21 protein-coding genes and 1 riboswitch are annotated in these 16,868 nt (G+C 70.5%); of the genes, 10 read left to right on the plus strand and 11 right to left on the minus strand.

All coding sequences use genetic code 11. From position 1 onward, the window contains the following. Position 1: 1 nt before the first annotated feature. Both bioA and bioB read right to left on the minus strand, forming a co-directional pair. Positions 2–1,300: an adenosylmethionine--8-amino-7-oxononanoate transaminase gene (bioA, locus tag SMIR_RS33980; protein ID WP_168489807.1), complete on the minus strand. Its 1,299-nt coding sequence runs from the start codon at positions 1,298–1,300 to the stop codon at positions 2–4. Then, a complete protein-coding gene (gene bioB, locus SMIR_RS33985; RefSeq protein ID WP_168489806.1) occupies positions 1,293–2,498 on the minus strand; it encodes a biotin synthase BioB in 1,206 nt (401 codons plus the stop codon). Before bioB ends, bioA begins: the two co-directional genes overlap by 8 nt. Before the next feature lie 186 nt (positions 2,499–2,684). On the opposite strand from bioB, the gene bioF reads away from it, so the two are divergent. Next, positions 2,685–3,845, plus strand: coding sequence for an 8-amino-7-oxononanoate synthase (gene bioF / locus SMIR_RS33990; protein WP_168489805.1), 1,161 nt, complete (start codon positions 2,685–2,687; stop codon positions 3,843–3,845). Here the strand turns inward: bioF and SMIR_RS33995 are convergent. After that, positions 3,802–4,026 (minus strand): DUF397 domain-containing protein, encoded by a 225-nt coding sequence (locus SMIR_RS33995; protein WP_168489804.1) that lies wholly within the window; start codon positions 4,024–4,026, stop codon positions 3,802–3,804. The genes bioF and SMIR_RS33995 overlap by 44 nt on opposite strands. A 12-nt stretch (positions 4,027–4,038) precedes the next feature. Further along, positions 4,039–4,896, minus strand: coding sequence for a helix-turn-helix domain-containing protein (locus SMIR_RS34000; RefSeq protein ID WP_168489803.1), 858 nt, complete (start codon positions 4,894–4,896; stop codon positions 4,039–4,041). Between the two features lie 212 nt (positions 4,897–5,108). Here SMIR_RS34000 and SMIR_RS34005 point away from each other — a divergent pair, with 212 nt between their 5' ends. Then, positions 5,109–5,567, plus strand: coding sequence for an ATP-binding protein (locus SMIR_RS34005; RefSeq protein ID WP_212727781.1), 459 nt, complete (start codon positions 5,109–5,111; stop codon positions 5,565–5,567). Between the two features lie 8 nt (positions 5,568–5,575). On the opposite strand, the gene SMIR_RS44990 is transcribed toward SMIR_RS34005, so the two are convergent. From SMIR_RS44990 to SMIR_RS34030, 5 genes are all read right to left on the minus strand, one after another. Next, positions 5,576–5,815, minus strand: coding sequence for a hypothetical protein (locus SMIR_RS44990; RefSeq protein WP_422664483.1), 240 nt, complete (start codon positions 5,813–5,815; stop codon positions 5,576–5,578). Beyond that, positions 5,812–6,333, minus strand: a complete 522-nt coding sequence (locus tag SMIR_RS34015) for a DUF6328 family protein (RefSeq protein ID WP_101407850.1) — start codon at positions 6,331–6,333, stop codon at positions 5,812–5,814. Before SMIR_RS34015 ends, SMIR_RS44990 begins: the two co-directional genes overlap by 4 nt. A 91-nt stretch (positions 6,334–6,424) precedes the next feature. Beyond that, positions 6,425–6,898 (minus strand): C40 family peptidase, encoded by a 474-nt coding sequence (locus tag SMIR_RS34020; protein WP_101407849.1) that lies wholly within the window; start codon positions 6,896–6,898, stop codon positions 6,425–6,427. A 3-nt stretch (positions 6,899–6,901) separates the two neighbouring features. Further along, positions 6,902–7,056, minus strand: a riboswitch (cyclic di-AMP (ydaO/yuaA leader). A gap of 377 nt (positions 7,057–7,433) precedes the next feature. Then, positions 7,434–7,739 (minus strand): hypothetical protein, encoded by a 306-nt coding sequence (locus tag SMIR_RS34025; RefSeq protein WP_101407848.1) that lies wholly within the window; start codon positions 7,737–7,739, stop codon positions 7,434–7,436. Between the two features lie 7 nt (positions 7,740–7,746). Continuing rightward, complete coding sequence (locus SMIR_RS34030; RefSeq protein ID WP_212727782.1) at positions 7,747–8,403, minus strand: ATP-dependent Clp protease proteolytic subunit; 657 nt, start codon at positions 8,401–8,403, stop codon at positions 7,747–7,749. Between the two features lie 202 nt (positions 8,404–8,605). Here SMIR_RS34030 and SMIR_RS34035 point away from each other — a divergent pair, with 202 nt between their 5' ends. The 8 genes from SMIR_RS34035 to SMIR_RS34070 all read left to right on the plus strand — a co-directional run bounded on the left by SMIR_RS34035 (position 8,606) and on the right by SMIR_RS34070 (position 15,437). Further along, positions 8,606–8,884 (plus strand): type II toxin-antitoxin system Phd/YefM family antitoxin, encoded by a 279-nt coding sequence (locus tag SMIR_RS34035; RefSeq protein WP_101407846.1) that lies wholly within the window; start codon positions 8,606–8,608, stop codon positions 8,882–8,884. Between the two features lie 258 nt (positions 8,885–9,142). Further along, positions 9,143–9,445 carry an urease subunit gamma gene (locus tag SMIR_RS34040; protein WP_054229180.1) on the plus strand — a complete coding sequence of 101 codons (303 nt, stop codon included), beginning with the start codon at positions 9,143–9,145 and terminating at the stop codon, positions 9,443–9,445. Positions 9,446–9,461: 16 nt separating this feature from the next. After that, a complete protein-coding gene (locus SMIR_RS34045; protein ID WP_101407845.1) occupies positions 9,462–9,773 on the plus strand; it encodes an urease subunit beta in 312 nt (103 codons plus the stop codon). After that, on the plus strand, positions 9,766–11,487 hold the full coding sequence (locus SMIR_RS34050; protein ID WP_212727783.1) for an urease subunit alpha: 1,722 nt from the start codon (positions 9,766–9,768) through the stop codon (positions 11,485–11,487). Before SMIR_RS34045 ends, SMIR_RS34050 begins: the two co-directional genes overlap by 8 nt. Next, a complete protein-coding gene (locus SMIR_RS34055) occupies positions 11,487–12,161 on the plus strand; it encodes an urease accessory protein UreF (protein ID WP_212727784.1) in 675 nt (224 codons plus the stop codon). Before SMIR_RS34050 ends, SMIR_RS34055 begins: the two co-directional genes overlap by 1 nt. 94 nt (positions 12,162–12,255) lie before the next feature. Continuing rightward, positions 12,256–12,939, plus strand: coding sequence for an urease accessory protein UreG (gene ureG / locus SMIR_RS34060; RefSeq protein ID WP_101407842.1), 684 nt, complete (start codon positions 12,256–12,258; stop codon positions 12,937–12,939). After that, a complete protein-coding gene (locus SMIR_RS34065; protein WP_212727785.1) occupies positions 12,936–13,697 on the plus strand; it encodes an urease accessory protein UreD in 762 nt (253 codons plus the stop codon). Before ureG ends, SMIR_RS34065 begins: the two co-directional genes overlap by 4 nt. Before the next feature lie 141 nt (positions 13,698–13,838). After that, positions 13,839–15,437 carry an alpha/beta hydrolase gene (locus SMIR_RS34070; RefSeq protein ID WP_168489799.1) on the plus strand — a complete coding sequence of 533 codons (1,599 nt, stop codon included), beginning with the start codon at positions 13,839–13,841 and terminating at the stop codon, positions 15,435–15,437. 62 nt (positions 15,438–15,499) lie between these two features. On the opposite strand, the gene SMIR_RS34075 is transcribed toward SMIR_RS34070, so the two are convergent. Beyond that, positions 15,500–16,225, minus strand: coding sequence for a lysophospholipid acyltransferase family protein (locus SMIR_RS34075; protein ID WP_212727786.1), 726 nt, complete (start codon positions 16,223–16,225; stop codon positions 15,500–15,502). Between the two features lie 113 nt (positions 16,226–16,338). Then, positions 16,339–16,857 carry a CGNR zinc finger domain-containing protein gene (locus SMIR_RS34080; RefSeq protein WP_168489797.1) on the minus strand — a complete coding sequence of 173 codons (519 nt, stop codon included), beginning with the start codon at positions 16,855–16,857 and terminating at the stop codon, positions 16,339–16,341. Positions 16,858–16,868: the final 11 nt, after the last annotated feature.

The raw sequence follows: 16,868 nt of genomic DNA on the forward strand, positions 1-16,868 counted from the left end.
GTCATCCCTCCCGCGCCGCCGCGCACACCGCGCGCGCGATCCGTGCCAAGTCCGCGTCACCCGTGACGTACGGCGGCATCGTGTAGACGAGGTCGCGGAACGGGCGCAGCCACACGCCCTCGCGCACGGCAGCCGCCGTGGCCGCCGTCATGTCGACCTCGTGGTCGAGCTGGACGACGCCGATCGCGCCCAGGACACGTACGTCCCGGACACCCGGCAGCGAGGACGCCTCCGCAAGCCCGTCCCGCAGACCCGTCTCGATCCGCTTGACCTCGGTCTGCCAGTCCTGTCCGAGCAGCAGGTCGATCGAGGCGCAGGCCACCGCGGCGGCCAGCGGATTGCCCATGAAGGTCGGGCCGTGAGCCAGGACCGGGACCTCACCGCGTGAGATGCCCTCGGCCACCCGCGCCGTGCAGAGCGTCGCCGCCATCGTCATATAGCCGCCGGTCAGCGCCTTGCCGACGCACATCACGTCCGGCGTGACGCCGGCGTGCCCCGCGGCGAACAGAGCGCCCGTACGGCCGAAGCCGGTCGCGATCTCGTCGAGGACGAGAAGCACGTCGTGCGCGTCGCACGCCTCCCGCAGCACCCGCAGATACGCGGGGGAGTGGAACCGCATCCCGCCCGCGCCCTGTACGACCGGCTCCACGATCACCGCGGCGAGCTCGTCGGCGTGCCGCCCGATCAGCTCGCGCAGATGGTCGGCGTACGACTCCTCGTACTCGACCGGCGGGGCGTCGGCGAACACCTGGCGCTGGAGCACGCCCTGCCACAGCTCGTGCATCCCGCCCTCGGGGTCGCACACCGACATCGGCTGCCAGGTGTCCCCGTGGTAGCCGCCGCGCCAGGTCAGCAGCCGCTGCTTGCCCGGCCGGCCGAGCGAGCGCCAGTGCTGGAGGCACATCTTGACGGCGACCTCGACCGACACCGAGCCGGAGTCGGCGAGGAAGACGTGCTCCAGGCCCTCGGGCGTGATGTCGACCAGGCGCTTCGCCAGCCGTACGGCGGGCTCGTGCGTGAGCCCGCCGAACATGACATGGCTCATGCGCTCCAGCTGGTCGCGCGCCGCGTCGTTGAGGACCGGGTGGTTGTAGCCGTGGATGGCCGACCACCAGGACGACATGCCGTCGACCAGTTCGCCCGAGCCGTCCGCCAGTCGCAGGCGTACCCCGCTCGCCGACTCCACGACGAGCGGCTCCTGGCGGCCGGGCATGGGGCCGTACGGATGCCAGACGTGCCGTCGGTCCAGCTCAAGCAGTTCCCGCACCGGCAGCGTGGACGGCTCGGACAGGTCAGGCATTGGGGGCGAGGTCCGTTCCGGCACCACGGCGGCGTACGGCGACGAGATCCGTACGCGCTTCGGCGGGCTGCTCCTGCTCGGCCTGCACCTGCACGGAACCGCAGACGCCGCCACCCTCGTGCGAGCCGCACCCGGCGTCCGCGTGCGAGCCGCACCCGGCCTCGGCGTGGGCACCGCAGCCTCCGCCCGCCGTCACGCGGTGCTCCGGCAGGGTCACCTCGCCCGCGCCCTCCACCTCGAAGCCGGCGTCCGCGATCATCTCCAGGTCGGCCCTGCCCGCCTGGCCCTCGCTGGTGAGGTAGTCGCCGAGGAAGATCGAGTTGGCCAGGTTCAGGGCGAGCGGCTGCATCGTCCGGAGGTGGACCTCGCGGCCGCCCGCGATGCGGACCTCCACGTCCGGGCAGACGAAACGGACCATGGCCAGGATGCGCAGGCACCGCTGCGGGGTGAGGTTCCACTCCTTGGCGAGCGGGGTGCCCTCGAAGGGGATCAGGAAGTTCACCGGAACGGAGTCAGGGTCGAGCTCGCGCAGCGAGTAGACGACGTCGACGAGGTCCTCGTCCGACTCACCCATGCCCGCGATCAGACCCGAGCAGGCCGACAGACCGGCCGCGTGCGCCTTGTGGACCGTGTCCACCCGGTCGGCGTACGTGTGCGTGGTCGTGATGTCCCCGTACGTCCCCTCGGACGTGTTCAGGTTGTGGTTGTAGGCGTCCGCGCCCGCCTCGCGCAGCCGCTCGGCCTGGCCGTCGGAGAGCAGGCCGAGGCAGGCGCACACCTCGACGTTCTCGTTCTGGTCCTTGATCGCCTTGATGGTGTCGGAGACCCGGTCCACGTCACGGTCCGTCGGACCGCGGCCGCTGGCCACCAGGCAGACCCGCTTGGCGCCCCCGGCAAGCCCGGCCGCCGCGGCCTGCGAGGCCTGGTCGGGCTTGAGCCAGGTGTACTTGAGGATGTCGGCCTTGGAACCGAGGCGCTGCGAGCAGTACGAGCAGTCCTCGGGGCACAGACCGGACTTCAGATTGACCAGATAGTTGAGTTTCACTCGACGGCCGAACCAGTGCCGGCGGACTTTTCCGGCCGCGGCCACCACGTCGAGCACGTCGTCGTCGGACGTGGCCAGCACGGCCAGCGCCTCGTCACGGGTCGGCAGCTCGCGCCGAAGCCCCTTGTCCACCAGCGTGTTCAGCAGGTCCATGAGATCCGATCCTGACGTATGCGAGCCGCTGCGGCCAAGGAGAGTTTGCACAACAGAGACGGTTCGACGTGTGGGTATTGCCACATCATGGGCGCCGCGTCGTCCCGCTAGGGTCTGTGCACTGCCTACAAAACGACCACCTTCATGACCCCCTCACGACCACTCCCAGGGCCCGGAGGCACCAGCATGGCCGGATCGCCGTTCGCGTGGATCGACGAGCAGGCGTACCAGCGTCGCCAGGCCGGACTCGTCCGTACCCTGCGCCCCCGCGCCGCCGACTCACCCCTTCTCGATCTGGCGAGCAACGACTACCTCGGGCTGGCCCGCCACCCCGAGATCACGGAGGCCGCCGCGGCGGCCGCCCGCCGCTGGGGCGCCGGCGCGACCGGCTCGCGGCTCGTCTCCGGCACGACCGAACTTCACGGCGAACTCGAACGCGAGCTTGCCGACTTCTGCGGCTTCGAGTCCGCGCTCGTCCTCTCCTCCGGCTACGCGGCCAACCTCGCCGCCGTGACCACGCTCGCGCCGCACGGCTCGCTGGTCGTCTCGGACGCGGGCAACCACGCCTCCCTCATCGACGGCTGCCGGCTCGCCCGGGGTGCGACCCAGGTCGTGGCGCACGCCGACCCCGAAGCCGTGCGCAAGGCGCTGGGCACGCACGAGGGTCCCGCCGTCGCCGTGTCCGACACGGTCTTCTCGGTGGACGGCGACGCGGCCCCGCTGGCCGCACTCGCCACCGCCTGCCGCGAGCACGGCGCGGCGCTGCTCGTCGACGACGCGCACGGGCTGGGCGTCCTGGGCGACGGCGGCCGGGGCGCCCCGCAGGCCGCGGGGCTCGCGGGTGCCCCGGACGTGGTCGTGACCGCCACGCTCTCCAAGTCGTTCGGCAGCCAGGGCGGCGCCGTCCTGGGTCCCGCCGCGGTCATCGACCACCTGGTCAACGCGGCGCGCACCTTCATCTTCGACACCGGTCTCGCGCCCGCGGCGGCGGGCGCGGCCCTCGCGGCGCTCAGGCTGCTGCGCCGTGAGCCGGAGCGCGCCGCCCGGGCCCGTGAGGTGGCGACGGCGCTGCACACCCGGCTGACCGCCGAGGGCCTGGAAGCCGTACGACCGGACGCCGCCGTGGTCTCCGTGCGCGCGCCGTCCCCCGAACAGGCCCTGCGGTGGGCCGCCGACTGCCGCGAGGCGGGACTCGCCGTCGGCTGCTTCCGCCCCCCGTCCGTGCCGGACGGCATCTCACGGCTGCGGCTGACCGCTCGCGCGGACCTCACCGACGCGCAGATCGAGCACGCCGTCGGCGTGATCAGCTCAGTCCGGCGACAAAGCCCTCCCAACTGGCGGGAGTGAACAGCAGGGCGGGGCCCGCCTTGTTCTTGGAATCGCGCACCGCGACCAGTCCGGCCCAGGGTCCTGGGCCGGGTCGGGCCGTCTCGACGCAGTTGTTCATTCCCGTACTGCGGCTGCTGCGCAGCCATCGCACGTGGCGGAGTGAAGTACTGGAACGTACGTACCGAGGCAGTGCAGTCATGGGGGTGCCTCCTTACGCGCCGTCACCTATCCCGGCGATGTAGTCCAACGAGTCCTCGGGTGAAAGGGCGTGGAACTGAAGGGCGTTGAAGGCCTCGGTGTAGGCCTGAAGGTCTTCTTTCCGTTCGAGATAGAGGCTACTCGTCAAGTGGTCGAGAACAACCACATCCAGATCAGTTGTGTTCGGAAATGAGAAGATAACGAAAGGCCCGGTGACGCCGATATGGGCTCCCGCGGCGAACGGCAGTACCTGAAGCCGCACTTGAGGCAGGGTTGCCGCCTCCCGCAGTCGCTCCAGTTGCCGAGCCATCACCTCCGGGCCGCCGACCTCGCGTTTTAACACGGCCTCGTCCAGGACCGCGGTCAGTTCCAGCGGGGGATTCGAACGCAGGACGTCCTGCCGGGCGAGGCGCACCTCGACGAGTGCGTCGAGCTTGTCGTCCTCCAGGCCGCCGACGGCGACCCGGGTCACCTCCCGCGCGTACTCGGGTGTTTGGAGCAGTCCGGGTACCACCGAGGTCTCCAGCGTGCGCATCCCGCTGGCCTGGGACTCCAGACTGATGAAGTCGCGGTACGCGGGCGGCAGGACCCCGCGGTAGGCGTGCCACCAGTGGTGGCGTCCATTGCCCTCGGAGCCCGCGAGGCCGACCAGGAGCTCCCGTAACTCGGGCTCCGTGACGGCGTAGGCGTCCAACAGGCGCTCCACGTCGGCCGGTTTCACCCCACTGATACCGGTCTCGATGCGGCTCACCTTCGACTGGTGCCAGCCGACGAGACGGGCCGCCTCACCACTGGTGAGGCCCACACCGGCGCGCAGCGCGCGCAGTTCGGCACCGAGCTTGCGGCGGCGCACCGCGGGACCGTGCTGCATGGCCGTACTCCTTACTCCTTCCGGGCCGCCCAAATACGCTCCGCCGTCGCAGAGTTCACCGCATCGAGCGACAGATATATGCATATCTCGGTGGATCGCACCCGTGACCGGCCCCGTGATGGCAGTCTGGCGCGAAGCACCAGTCCGGGACCGTACTCGAACCATCCGCTCCGTGTCGGACTCCGGTCCCGTGGGAAAAGGACGACGTCGCCATGGCAGATCACCAGGAAGCATCCGTCACTCTGCCGAGCGATCCCGCCTCGGTCTCCGCGGCCCGGAATTTCGTCGCCGATGTGCTGGCCGAATGGGGCCTGCCGTGCGACGCGGAAGTCGCGGACACCGTACGCCTGATCGTGTCAGAACTAGCCACCAACGCCGTCCAGCACACTTTCGGCCAGTCGCCCACCTTCACCGTGGACGTCAGGCTCGACCGAGACGAACACCTGCGGATCGGCGTCACCGACAGCCATCCGCGCTTTCCGAAACGTCTGCCTGCCGCCGTCCAGCAGGACAACGGGCGCGGCATGGTGATCATCCGCTGGCTGACCGCCGAGTGCGGCGGCAGACTCGTCGTCCGGCCCACCCGCGAGGGCGGCAAGACGGTTGCCATCGACCTGCCCTGGACGGTGCCGGCCCAGCCGGTGACGGCCGGCGGCCCACAAGAGCCCTGAGGAGCGGCTCAGTTGTCGTGTCTGCGCTGCCCGGCGCGTTCGAAGGCGCCGCGCAGCAGGGCCCGGAAGGCCCGGCCCGCCGTCTGGAAGGTGCCGAGCGGCAGGGTGCCGCCCGCGAGGCCCGCGAGTTCATGCCGGGCCTGCTCCAGTGCGTCGAGGGTCCGGCGCGCCCGGACCACGAGCCGCTCACCCGCGTCCGCCGGCCGTGCGGGCCGTGCCCTGGAGGCGGTCACGGGGAGCGCGCTCACGGTTCTCGGTCCGGTGCTTCTTTCGGAGCCGTTGCCGCGCTGACGACCGTACGTTGCACCACGCGGGGCAGGACGCCCCACAGTGCCACGCAGACGAGCAGGGTGCCCGCGCCCGAGGCGATCCCGGCGGCGCGTCCCAGTGCCACGTCCACGACGAGCAGCACCGATCCCGTCAGCGCCAGCATGAGCACGCCCATCCCGATCGTGGCCAGGACGGAGGAGACCCGCACGATGGTCGGCTTCGCGCCCTGCCGGAACAGCGACCTGTGCAGTGCGGCCGGCGCCGTGAAGAGCGCGGCGGCCACCACGGCCAGCAGGAGCGTGGTGACGTACGTGGCGCGCTGCACCGTGTCGAGGGACGGGAAGCGCGGGGTGAACGCCAGCGTCAGCAGGAACGCGAAGAGGATCTGCACACCGGTCTGCGTGACGCGCAGCTCCTGGAGCAGCTCGCCGAAGTTGCGATCGGCACGCTCGAGGGGCGTCTCGTTCCGTTCCTCGGGGGGAGGTCGTTCAGCCATGATGAACGAGTAACCGGTCCGTCCACTTTTCACGCCCCGGGGGGGGTGGGACCCCGAGGGGGTGCCGGCCGGCGGCACCCCCTCGGGCAGGTCAGCTGACCCGGCCGTACCAGACGCTCTTCGTCCAGATCTTCTGCAGCTTCACGACCTCCCCGGTCTTCGGGGAGTGCCAGATCTTTCCCTTCCCGGCGTAGATGCCGACGTGGTACACGTTCCGGCCCGAGTGGAAGAACACCAGGTCTCCGGCCTTGCGGTGGGACGCGGAGATGTGGTGTGTCTTGTTGTACTGCGCCGCGGCCGTACGAGGCAGCGTCTTGCCCGCCTTCTTGTACGAGTAGAGCGTGAGCCCGGAGCAGTCGAAGCGGCGTGGCCCGGCGGCACCGTACTGGTACGGGGAGCCCTTCTTGGAAGCCGCGACCTGAAGTGCCTTCGTCGCCAAGGTGGCCGCTTCGGCGTCGGATGCGACGCCAGGAACCACAAGGCTGCCGCCCACGGCGGCGAGAGTGAGCGCCGAGGCCGTACCGGCCCGGGTCCACATCGACGGGACACGATTGAGCGCAGTCATGCGCAACCCTTCGTCAGCCGCCTGTGAAGGATGACCTGTCGGATTCGGGCTGGCGAAGTAGCCCGGCCGCTTGCGCGGCTTCACCCCAAGGACCGCCCGGATCTCTCCGGCGACCCGTCTTGCTGGGTCCTCCACTCCTGCCGATGCACTTCTGTCGACCGGTCATCCGGGCAGCGGCAGGACTCGGCGTCCGCCCGGACCGCCCCGCCGCTGTGGCGGGGGCTTGTCGTCGGAAGGGATCTTCACGCATGGCAGTCGGAAAATCCGAGCGGAATCGGCGATTTGTGGGGTTACTCACCACTCACCCGTTCGGGTGGACGACCCTCTGTTCGGGCGATGTTGGGGACACCTACGACGCTCGTACCTGCACCGGAGCGTCTCATTCCGCCTTTCCGCTACGCGCGTTGCGCAACTTTTCGGGTTCCTCGAAGGGACCTGTGACTACTCCATCAGGGGGTACTCCATCTGGTCCGTTTGAACCCCAGGCCGGACGCCTCGTCGACTCGGCGCGCACGGCGGCCCGGGTGTGGATGTGTCAATTGTCGGCGTCGGGCGGCAGAGTGACGCGGGCCGCCCGTCGCTCGCCGTCGAGGACGCGCAGGGCCTGTGCCAGCGTCGGCGCGTGCACCTCGCTCTCGCCGCGCTGGTGCATCAGCGCGAGGGCGTCCCGCAGCTCGCCGGCCTTGGCGACCAACGCCTGGGCGGCGCGCAGCCCGCGGTAGGTGTCTCCGGGCCTGGCCGGGTTGATGCGGCCGAGCAGGTCGACCACGTCGAGGTAACGGTCGATCAACTCGGCCTCGGCTCGCGTCAGCGCGGGCAGCGGGGGCAGTTCGGGCACCATCGGCGGATCACCTCGCGTCGGGTGTGGCGTTCCTCGCACCGGGCGCGGTGCGCGAGGTCTTGCGGCTGGGGATGATCCCGTCCACCAGTCCGTACGCCAACGCGGCCTGTGCGTCCAGGATCTTGTCCCGCTCGATGTCGGCGGCGACCTGTTCAGGACTCTGCCCCGTGTGCCGTACGAGCATGTCCTCCAGCAGCCTCCGAGTGCGCATCAACTCCTCGGCCTGGAGGGCCAGATCGCTCGCCTGTCCCTGTACCGGCTCGGCAAGTGACGGCTGGTGGATCAGCACCCGGGCCCCCGGCAGCGCGAACCGCTTGCCCGGCGCGCCGCCGGCCAGCAGCACGGCGGCGGCCGACGCGGCCTGCCCCAGGCAGGTGGTCTCCACGTCGCAGCTGACGAACTGCATCGTGTCGTAGATCGCCGTCATCGCGCTGAACGAGCCCCCGGGAGAGTTGATGTACAGCGCGATGTCCTGGTCCGGCGCCAGGTATTCGAGGTGCATGAACTGCGCCATCACGTCGTTCGCCGAGGTGTCGTCGATCGGTGTCCCCAGGAACACGATCCGCTCGTCGAGCAGCTTCGAGTACGGATCCAGGGTCCGGTGCCCCACGCTCGTCCGCTCGGTGAACTCGGGCAGGACATGACGGGCGGACGGTTCATTCATGGCACGCGCCTCCTCTGAGGGGTTCTGTAAAAAATGTACAGGACGTACAGAGTCCGGGAAGGCGGCTCGGCTGACAGCGAAAATCCCTGTGCGCCGCCGGTGGAGGCGCCCGCTCGATCGTGCGAACGGAACGCTTTCGGTGGAGCTGGACGAGATCGTCCGCTCTGCGGGGGTGTCGGGGGCCCGGTCTAAGCTGGTGGGCATGGCCTACGAGATTCCGGTGACGCAAGCCAGGGCTGAGCTCGCCGATCTGATCAACCGGGTGGTGTACGGAGGTGAGCGCGTCGTCGTGACGCGGCACGGCAAGCCCCTCGTCGCCCTGGTCTCCGCCGCCGACCTGGAGCGGCTCGAGGAACTCCCGGAGTCCGCCGAGGAACAGGTGGTCAGCTCCCTCTCCAGCGTCCGCGAGGTCGCGTCCGCCCCGCGTGAGCGCCAGCGCTTCGGCATCGCGGCCGAGCACCGGGGGCACGGCGCCTCGTAGGGCCCCGGCGACGGCGACGGCCGCGCCGCAGGGCAGGTGACCATCGCGCCGTATACGGTCGCAGCCACGGCCTCGTCCCGGGCGGCGGCCCCGACGACGGCCCAGGAGCGTCCACGTCGGTCATGAGTGGATCACAGCCGGGTTAACGTCCTTGAAACGACGGCCAACTAGCGTGCCCATCCATGCCACCAGGGGTTTTGGTGGCTGCGGCCACCGGACCCCGCACGGTCCGGAGCGAGGACTGTGAGGTGGGACGCCGTGCAACTGACCCCGCACGAGCAAGAGAGGCTGCTGATCCATGTGGCCGCCGACGTGGCCGAGAAGCGACGGGCCCGCGGGCTCAAACTGAACCACCCCGAGGCGGTCGCCCTCATCACGTCGCACATCCTCGAAGGCGCGCGCGACGGCCGCACGGTCGCCGAGCTGATGTCCTCCGGGCGCAAGATCCTCACCCGGGACGACGTCATGGAGGGCATCCCCGAGATGATCCACGACGTCCAGGTCGAGGCGACCTTCCCGGACGGCACCAAGCTCGTCACCGTCCACGACCCGATCGTCTGACGGGGGAGCGAGAGCCGTGATTCCCGGAGAGATCCTGTTCGCCGACGGAACCGTCGCCTTCAACGAGGGCCGCGAGGTCACCCGGCTGACCGTCCTCAACGCCGCCGACCGGCCCGTCCAGGTCGGCTCCCACTACCACTTCGCCGAGGCCAACCCCGGTCTGGACTTCGACCGCGCCGCCGCGCGCGGCAAGCGTCTCAACGTCGCAGCCGGCACCGCCGTGCGCTTCGAGCCCGGGATCCCCGTCGACGTCGAACTCGTCCCGCTCACCGGCGCCCGTGTCGTGCCCGGCCTGCGCGGGGAGACCGGAGGTGCCCTCGATGCCTGAGCTCTCGCGCGCCGCGTATGCCGACCTGTTCGGCCCCACCACCGGCGACCGCATCCGGCTCGCCGACACCGACCTGCTGATCGAGATCGAAGAGGATCGTTCCGGCGGCCCCGGGCTCGCCGGTGACGAGGCCGTCTTCGGCGGTGGCAAGGTCATCCGCGAATCCATGGGCCAGGCGCGCGCTACGCGCGCAGACGGCACTCCGGACACGGTCATCACGGGTGTCGTGATCGTCGACCACTGGGGGATCGTCAAGGCCGACGTCGGCATCCGCGACGGCCGGATCACCGGCATCGGCAAGGCCGGCAACCCGGACACCATGGACGGGGTCCACCCCGACCTCGTCATCGGCCCCGAGACCGAGATCATCGCGGGCAACGGACGGATCGTCACCGCGGGTGCCATCGACGCGCACGTCCACCTGATCTGTCCGCAGATCGCCGACGAGGCGCTCGCCTCCGGCATCACGACGCTGGTCGGCGGCGGCACCGGTCCCGCCGAGGGCTCGAAGGCGACGACGGTCACTCCCGGCCCCTGGCACCTCGCCCGGATGCTGGAGGCGATGGAGCAGTACCCGCTCAACTTCGGTCTGCTCGGCAAGGGCAACACCGTCTCGCGCGACGCCATGCTGTCGCAGATCCGGGGCGGGGCGCTCGGTCTCAAGCTGCACGAGGACTGGGGCTCCACGCCCGCCGTCATCGACGCCGCGCTGACCGTCGCCGACCGCACCGGCATCCAGGTCGCCATCCACACGGACACCCTGAACGAGGCCGGGTTCGTCGGCGACACCCTCGCCGCGATCGCCGGCCGCGGGATCCACGCCTACCACACCGAGGGCGCGGGCGGCGGGCACGCGCCGGACATCATGACCGTGGTCTCCGAGCCGCACATACTGCCCAGCTCCACCAACCCGACCCGGCCGTACACCGTCAACACCGCCGAGGAACACCTCGACATGCTGATGGTCTGCCACCACCTCAACGCGGCCGTCCCGGAGGACCTGGCCTTCGCCGAGTCCCGCATCCGGCCCTCCACCATCGGGGCCGAGGACATCCTGCACGACCTGGGCGCCATCTCGATCATCTCCTCCGACGCCCAGGCGATGGGCCGGGTCGGCGAGGTCATCATGCGGACCTGGCAGACGGCCCATGTGATGAAGCGGCGGCGCGGCGCCCTCCCCGGTGACGGGCGCGCGGACAACCACCGCGTACGTCGCTATGTCGCCAAGTACACGATCAACCCGGCGCTCGCGCAGGGCCTCGCCCGCGAGATCGGCTCCGTCGAGACCGGCAAGCTCGCCGACCTCGTGCTGTGGGAGCCCGCGTTCTTCGGGGTCAAGCCGCAGCTCGTCATCAAGGGCGGGCAGATCGCGTACGCGCAGATGGGTGACGCCAACGCGTCCATCCCGACACCGCAGCCGATCCTGCCCCGGCCGATGTTCGGGGCGATCGGACGGGCTCCGGCCTCGAACTCGTTCAACTTCGTGGCGCCGCTCGCCATCGAGGACGGGCTGCCGGAGCGGCTCTCGCTCGGGAAGCGGTTCGTGGCGATCGAGTCGACGCGTGGGGTGACCAAGGCCGACATGCGGGAGAACGATGCCCGGCCGCGGGTGCGGGTCGATCCCGACAGCTTCGCCGTGCACATCGACGGGGAGCTGGTCGAGGCCGCACCGGCCTCCGAACTGCCCATGGCCCAGCGTTACTTCCTCTTCTGATGTCCCGCGCGGCACTACTCGTCCTGGCCGACGGCCGCTTCCCCGCCGGTGGGCACGCCCACTCCGGCGGGGCCGAGGCGGCCGTCAAGGCCGGGCGGATCAGCGGGGCGGAGAGCCTGGAGGACTTCTGCCGGGGACGACTGCACACGGCGGGGCTGGTGTCGGCGGCCCTGGCCGCGGCGGCCGCGCTCGGGGTCGATCCGGCGCTGCTGGACTCGGCCGCGGACGCGCGTACGCCGTCGCCGGCCCTGCGGGTCGCCGCGCGGCGGCTCGGGCGGCAGCTGATGCGGGCGGCTCGGGCGGCCTGGCCGTCCGGGGAGCTCGACGCGCTGGCGCGGGCCTTTCCCAAGGGAGCGCATCAGCCGGTCGTACTGGGGCTGGCGGCGCGGGCCGCCGGGCTCGGGCCCGAGGACGCCGCGTACTGCTCCGCGTACGAGAGCGTCAGCGGTCCGGCGACCGCGACCGTACGGTTGCTGAGCCTTGATCCGTTCGATGCCACCGGGGTGCTGGCCCGGCTCGCGCCGGAACTGGACGTCGTGGCGCGTGCGGCGGCCGACGCGGCGCGGAACGTGGCCGACGGTGGGGTCGACGCGTTGCCCGCGGTGTCCGCTCCGCTCTTGGAGATCAGTGCGCAGGCGCATGCCGCCTGGGCTGTACGGCTCTTCGCGTCGTAGGCGGATCGCCTCCGCCGCCTCTGCCATGTCCTCTGGGGGCTCCGCCCCCAGACCCCCGTATCGGGGTGAAAGTCAAAACCTCGGAGCCGCCATCATGCATCTCGACCACGATCACTCCCACGACGGGGCCTCCGCCGTCAGTGCCGACGCTCGTCGGCCCGACGGCTCGCGGCGCGCTCTGCGCATCGGGCTCGGTGGGCCCGTCGGGTCCGGGAAGACGGCGACCGTCGCCGCGCTCTGCCGGGCGCTGCGGGACGAGCTGTCGCTCGCGGTCGTCACGAACGACATCTACACGCGGGAGGACGCCGAGTTCCTGCTGCGGGAGGCCGTGCTGCCGCCGGAGCGGATCACCGCCGTGGAGACGGGGGCGTGCCCTCACACCGCGATCCGGGACGACATCTCCGCGAACCTCGAAGCGGTGGAGGACCTGGAGGACGAGGTGGGGCCGCTGGACCTCATCCTCGTCGAGTCCGGGGGTGACAACCTCACCGCGACGTTCTCCAAGGGGTTGGTGGACGCGCAGGTCTTCGTCATCGACGTGGCGGGCGGGGACGACATTCCGCGCAAGGGCGGGCCTGGTGTCACCACCGCCGACCTGCTCGTCGTCAACAAGACCGACCTCGCGCCGTACGTGGGGTCCGACCTGGGGCGGATGGCCGCCGACGCCAAGGCGCAGCGGGCCGAGCTGCCCGTCGTCTTCCAGTCGCTGCGGACCGAGGCCGGGGTGACGGCCGTCGCGGACTGGGTGCGGGAACGGCTGGCCGCGTGGACGGCATGACCACAGCGGGAGTGCGGGCCACCGCACGGATCGGCGCACGGGCCGACGGGCGCGGCCGTACCGCGCTGCCCGTGCTGGAGGGAGAGGGGCCGCTCGCGCTGCGGCGCACCCGGGCGAGCGGGGACGAGGCACGCGTCCTGCTTGTCGGGGCGATGAGCGGACCGCTCGGCGGTGACCGCTTCGCCGTGGAGGCGGAGGTGGGGGAGGGGGCCCGGCTGCACGTCGGATCGGCCGCCGCGACCATCGCCCTGCCGGGACAGGCCAAGGGCGAGGCCCGTTACGATGTGCGGCTCGACGTGTCCGGCGGGGGTGAACTGCGCTGGCTGCCCGAGCAGTTGATCTCCGCCCAGGAGAGTGACCTGTATGTGTCCTCGCGCGTCGAGCTCCGGTCGGGCGCGCGGCTCGTCTTCCGGGAGGAGCAGGTGCTCGGGCGCGTCGGCGAGCAACCCGGACGGCTCACCAGTCGTCTTGTCGTGCGGCTCGACGGACGGCCGCTGCTGGACCAGGAGCTGTCGTGCGGCCCCGGCGCACCCGGTGGCTGGGACGGTCCCGCGGTACTCGGGGGACATCGGGCTCTGGGTCAGCTCGTCGTCGTACGGCCGGAGTTCGAGCGCGAGCCGCCGCAGGCGCGGCTGTTGGGGGAGTACGCGGCCCTCATGCCGCTCGCCGGGCCCGCGGCCCTGGTGAGTGCCCTGGCGCCGGACGCGCTGCGGCTGCGGCGGGTACTGGACGAGGCCTTGCGCGCACTCGACCGATAAGTCGATAAGTACTCTCCGCTCAACGGGACTTGGTACTCCGGTTATCGGAATGGTAAAGAAGGCCGGTCACCCCTGTTCTCAGGGACCTCACAGCCGAAAGGATCCCCGTACCAATCGCAACGATGTACGGGGAGGTCCCACTTGAGGGCTAAGAGACCGACGAGACGCCTGACCGCGTTCGCTTCGGCCGGAGCACTCGTCACGGCGACCCTGATAGCCGGAGCCGTCGCGGCGCCGTCGGCCACCGCCGACTCGCGTCACGGTCAGGACCGTGAGGCCCGCGGCGCGGCGATCGCCGCCGCCCGAGCCTCGAAGGCCGGGATCAACTGGCAGGACTGCCCTGCGGACTGGGGCTTCGAGAAGCCGATCCAGTGCGGCTGGGTGTCCGTCCCGCTCGACTACGCCCACCCGTACGGCAAGCAGATCAAGCTCGCCGTCGACCGCATCGGGAACACCGGGACCAAGGCGGAGCGCCAGGGCGCGCTCGTCTACAACCCGGGTGGCCCCGGTGGTTCGGGCATGCGCTTCCCGCGCCGCGTCACCACCAAGGCCCCGCTGTGGGTGAACACCTCGAAGGCGTACGACTTCGTGGGCTTCGACCCGCGCGGTGTCGGCCACTCGGCCCCGATCTCCTGCATTGACCCTCAGGAGTTCGTGAAGGCGCCCAAGGCCGACCCGGTGCCGGACTCCGAGGCCGACAAGCGCGTCCAGCGCAAGCTCGCCGCCGCGTACGCGGACGGCTGTGCCAAGCGCAGCGGCAAGGCGATGCTGGCGCAGATGACCACGCCCAACACCGCCCGCGACCTGGATGTCATCCGGGCCGCACTCGGTGAGAAGAAGCTCAACTACCTGGGCGTCTCCTACGGCACGTACCTCGGCGCCGTCTACGGCACCCTGTTCCCGGGCCACGTCCGCCGCATGGTCGTCGACAGTGTCGTCAACCCGGCGAAGGAGAACATCTGGTACCAGGCCAACCTGGAGCAGGACATCGCCTTCGAGGGCCGCTGGAAGGACTGGGAGGACTGGGTCGCCAAGAACGACGCCGCCTTCCACCTCGGCGACACCCGCGCCAAGGTCCAGGACCAGTGGCTGAAGCTGCGGGCCACCGCGAAGAAGAGCCCGCTCGGTGGCGTCGTCGGCCCCGCCGAACTGATCTCCTTCTTCCAGAGCGCCCCGTACTACGACTCGTCGTGGGTGCCGGTCGCGACGGCGTTCAGCAAGTACGTCGCCGGTGACACCCAGGCGCTCGTCGACGCCGCCGCCCCCGACATGTCCGACACCGTGGGCAACATCGCCTCGGAGAACGGCAACGCCGTCTACACGGCCGTCGAGTGCGCCGACGCCAAGTGGCCCACCAGCTGGTCGAAGTGGGACAAGGACAACACGAAGCTCCACAAGAGCTACCCGTTCATGACGTGGGCCAACGCGTGGATGAACCTGCCCTGCGCGACCTGGCCGGTCAAGCAGCAGACCCCGGTGAACGTCAAGACCGGCAAGGGTCTGCCCGCCGTCCTGATCGTGCAGTCCACGCGTGACGCCGCCACCCCGTACCCCGGCGCCGTCGAACTGCACAAGCGTTTCAAGGGCTCCCGCCTGATCACCGAGAACGGTGCGGGCTCGCACGGTGTGACCGGCCTGGTCAACCCGTGCATCAACACCCGGGTGGACTCCTACTTGCTCACCGGCAAGACGGACGCGGCCGATGTGACGTGCACCCCGCACGCCACTCCGACCCCGTAACACCCCACGCACAGAAGGGGCGGCCGGATCTCCGGCCGCCCCTTCCGCCTGTCGTGCGTCTCTCAACTCAACGGCATCCGCGGGAACTTGCGGGCTTGTGCCGCGACCTCGGCAGCCTCCTCCGCCTTGACGACGGCCGCGTACCGGTCGACGTACTCCTGCTCGGAGAGGGTGAGGATGGCGTACATGATCTCGTCGGTGACGGCGCGCAGGATGGCCTTCTCGTTCTCCATCCCGGCGTAGCGGGAGAAGTCGAGGGGCTTCCCGAAGCGGATCACCACGGGGTGGAGGCTCGGGATCTTCTGACCCGGCGGCTGTGCCTCGAAGGTGCCGATCATGGCGCAGGGGATGACCGGAACCCCGGCCTTGAGCGCCATCACCGCGACGCCGACCTTGCCCTTGTAGAGGCGGCCGTCGTGCGAACGCGTCCCCTCCGGGTAGATGCCGAGCAGCTCGTCCCTGCGCAGCACGCCCAGTCCCTCGCGGATCGCGGCCTGGCCCGCGTCCTTGCCGGAGCGGTCCACCGGGATCTGTCCGGCGCTGCGGAAGAAGGCGGCCGTCAGCCGCCCCTTGATACCGGGCCCCGTGAAGTACTCGGCCTTCGCCAGGAAGGTGATCCGCCGCTTCAGGATCGCGGGCATCAGGAAGTGGTCCGAGAACGAGAGATGATTGCCGGCCACGATGGCGGGGCCCGACGCCGGTATGTGCTCAAGGCCCTCGATCCGGGGCCGGAACACCAGCCTCAACAGTGGACCCAGAAGCACATACTTGAGCACGTAGTAGAACACGGTATCTCTCCAACTCTACCGGGTCGGCTCTGGGGCCGCGTTCTTCCAGACTTGGTCATCCCTGAGGATGCTCTACTGGCCACGCGGGGGATAGGGGCGGCTCGTGACGCACGTCAGACGCCGCGTGCCCGGTGGCGGCGTACCGCGTCGCGGTTGGCGCAGCGTGGGGTGCAGTACCGCTGTCGTCCGGTGCGGGAGGTGTCGGCGAAGATCGTGGTGCACTCGCTCACGGCGCAGCGTCCGAGGCGGTGCATGCCTCGTCCGGCCAGGTGCAGTGCGGTACCCACGGCGATGAGTGAGAACAGTACGGGGCCGAGTGCCTGCCGGTCGTCGCGGAAGTGCAGGTGCCAGCCGCTACCGGCGTGGTCGGTCATCCGCGGGTGGGCGGCCGCGGCCGCCAGCATCCGGTTGAGCAGCTCGGCGCGTTCGTGTTCGTCGGTGGCATCGACGACTTTCTCCCACGCCGCCAGTGCGTCCTGGGTGCGGTCGATGTCTTGGGGGGTGACCGGGTTCTCCAGCACCAGCCCGGCGGCGCGGCAGCGGTCCGCGAGCTCCTCGGTGCCGGCCGGGCGCCGGTTGGCCAGATCGGCGGCCAGGTTCACGGCGTCCTCGCCGTAAGGGTTGAGGTGCATAAGGTCATTAC

The sequence above is a fragment of the Streptomyces mirabilis genome, from assembly GCF_018310535.1.
GTDB lineage: Bacteria > Actinomycetota > Actinomycetes > Streptomycetales > Streptomycetaceae > Streptomyces.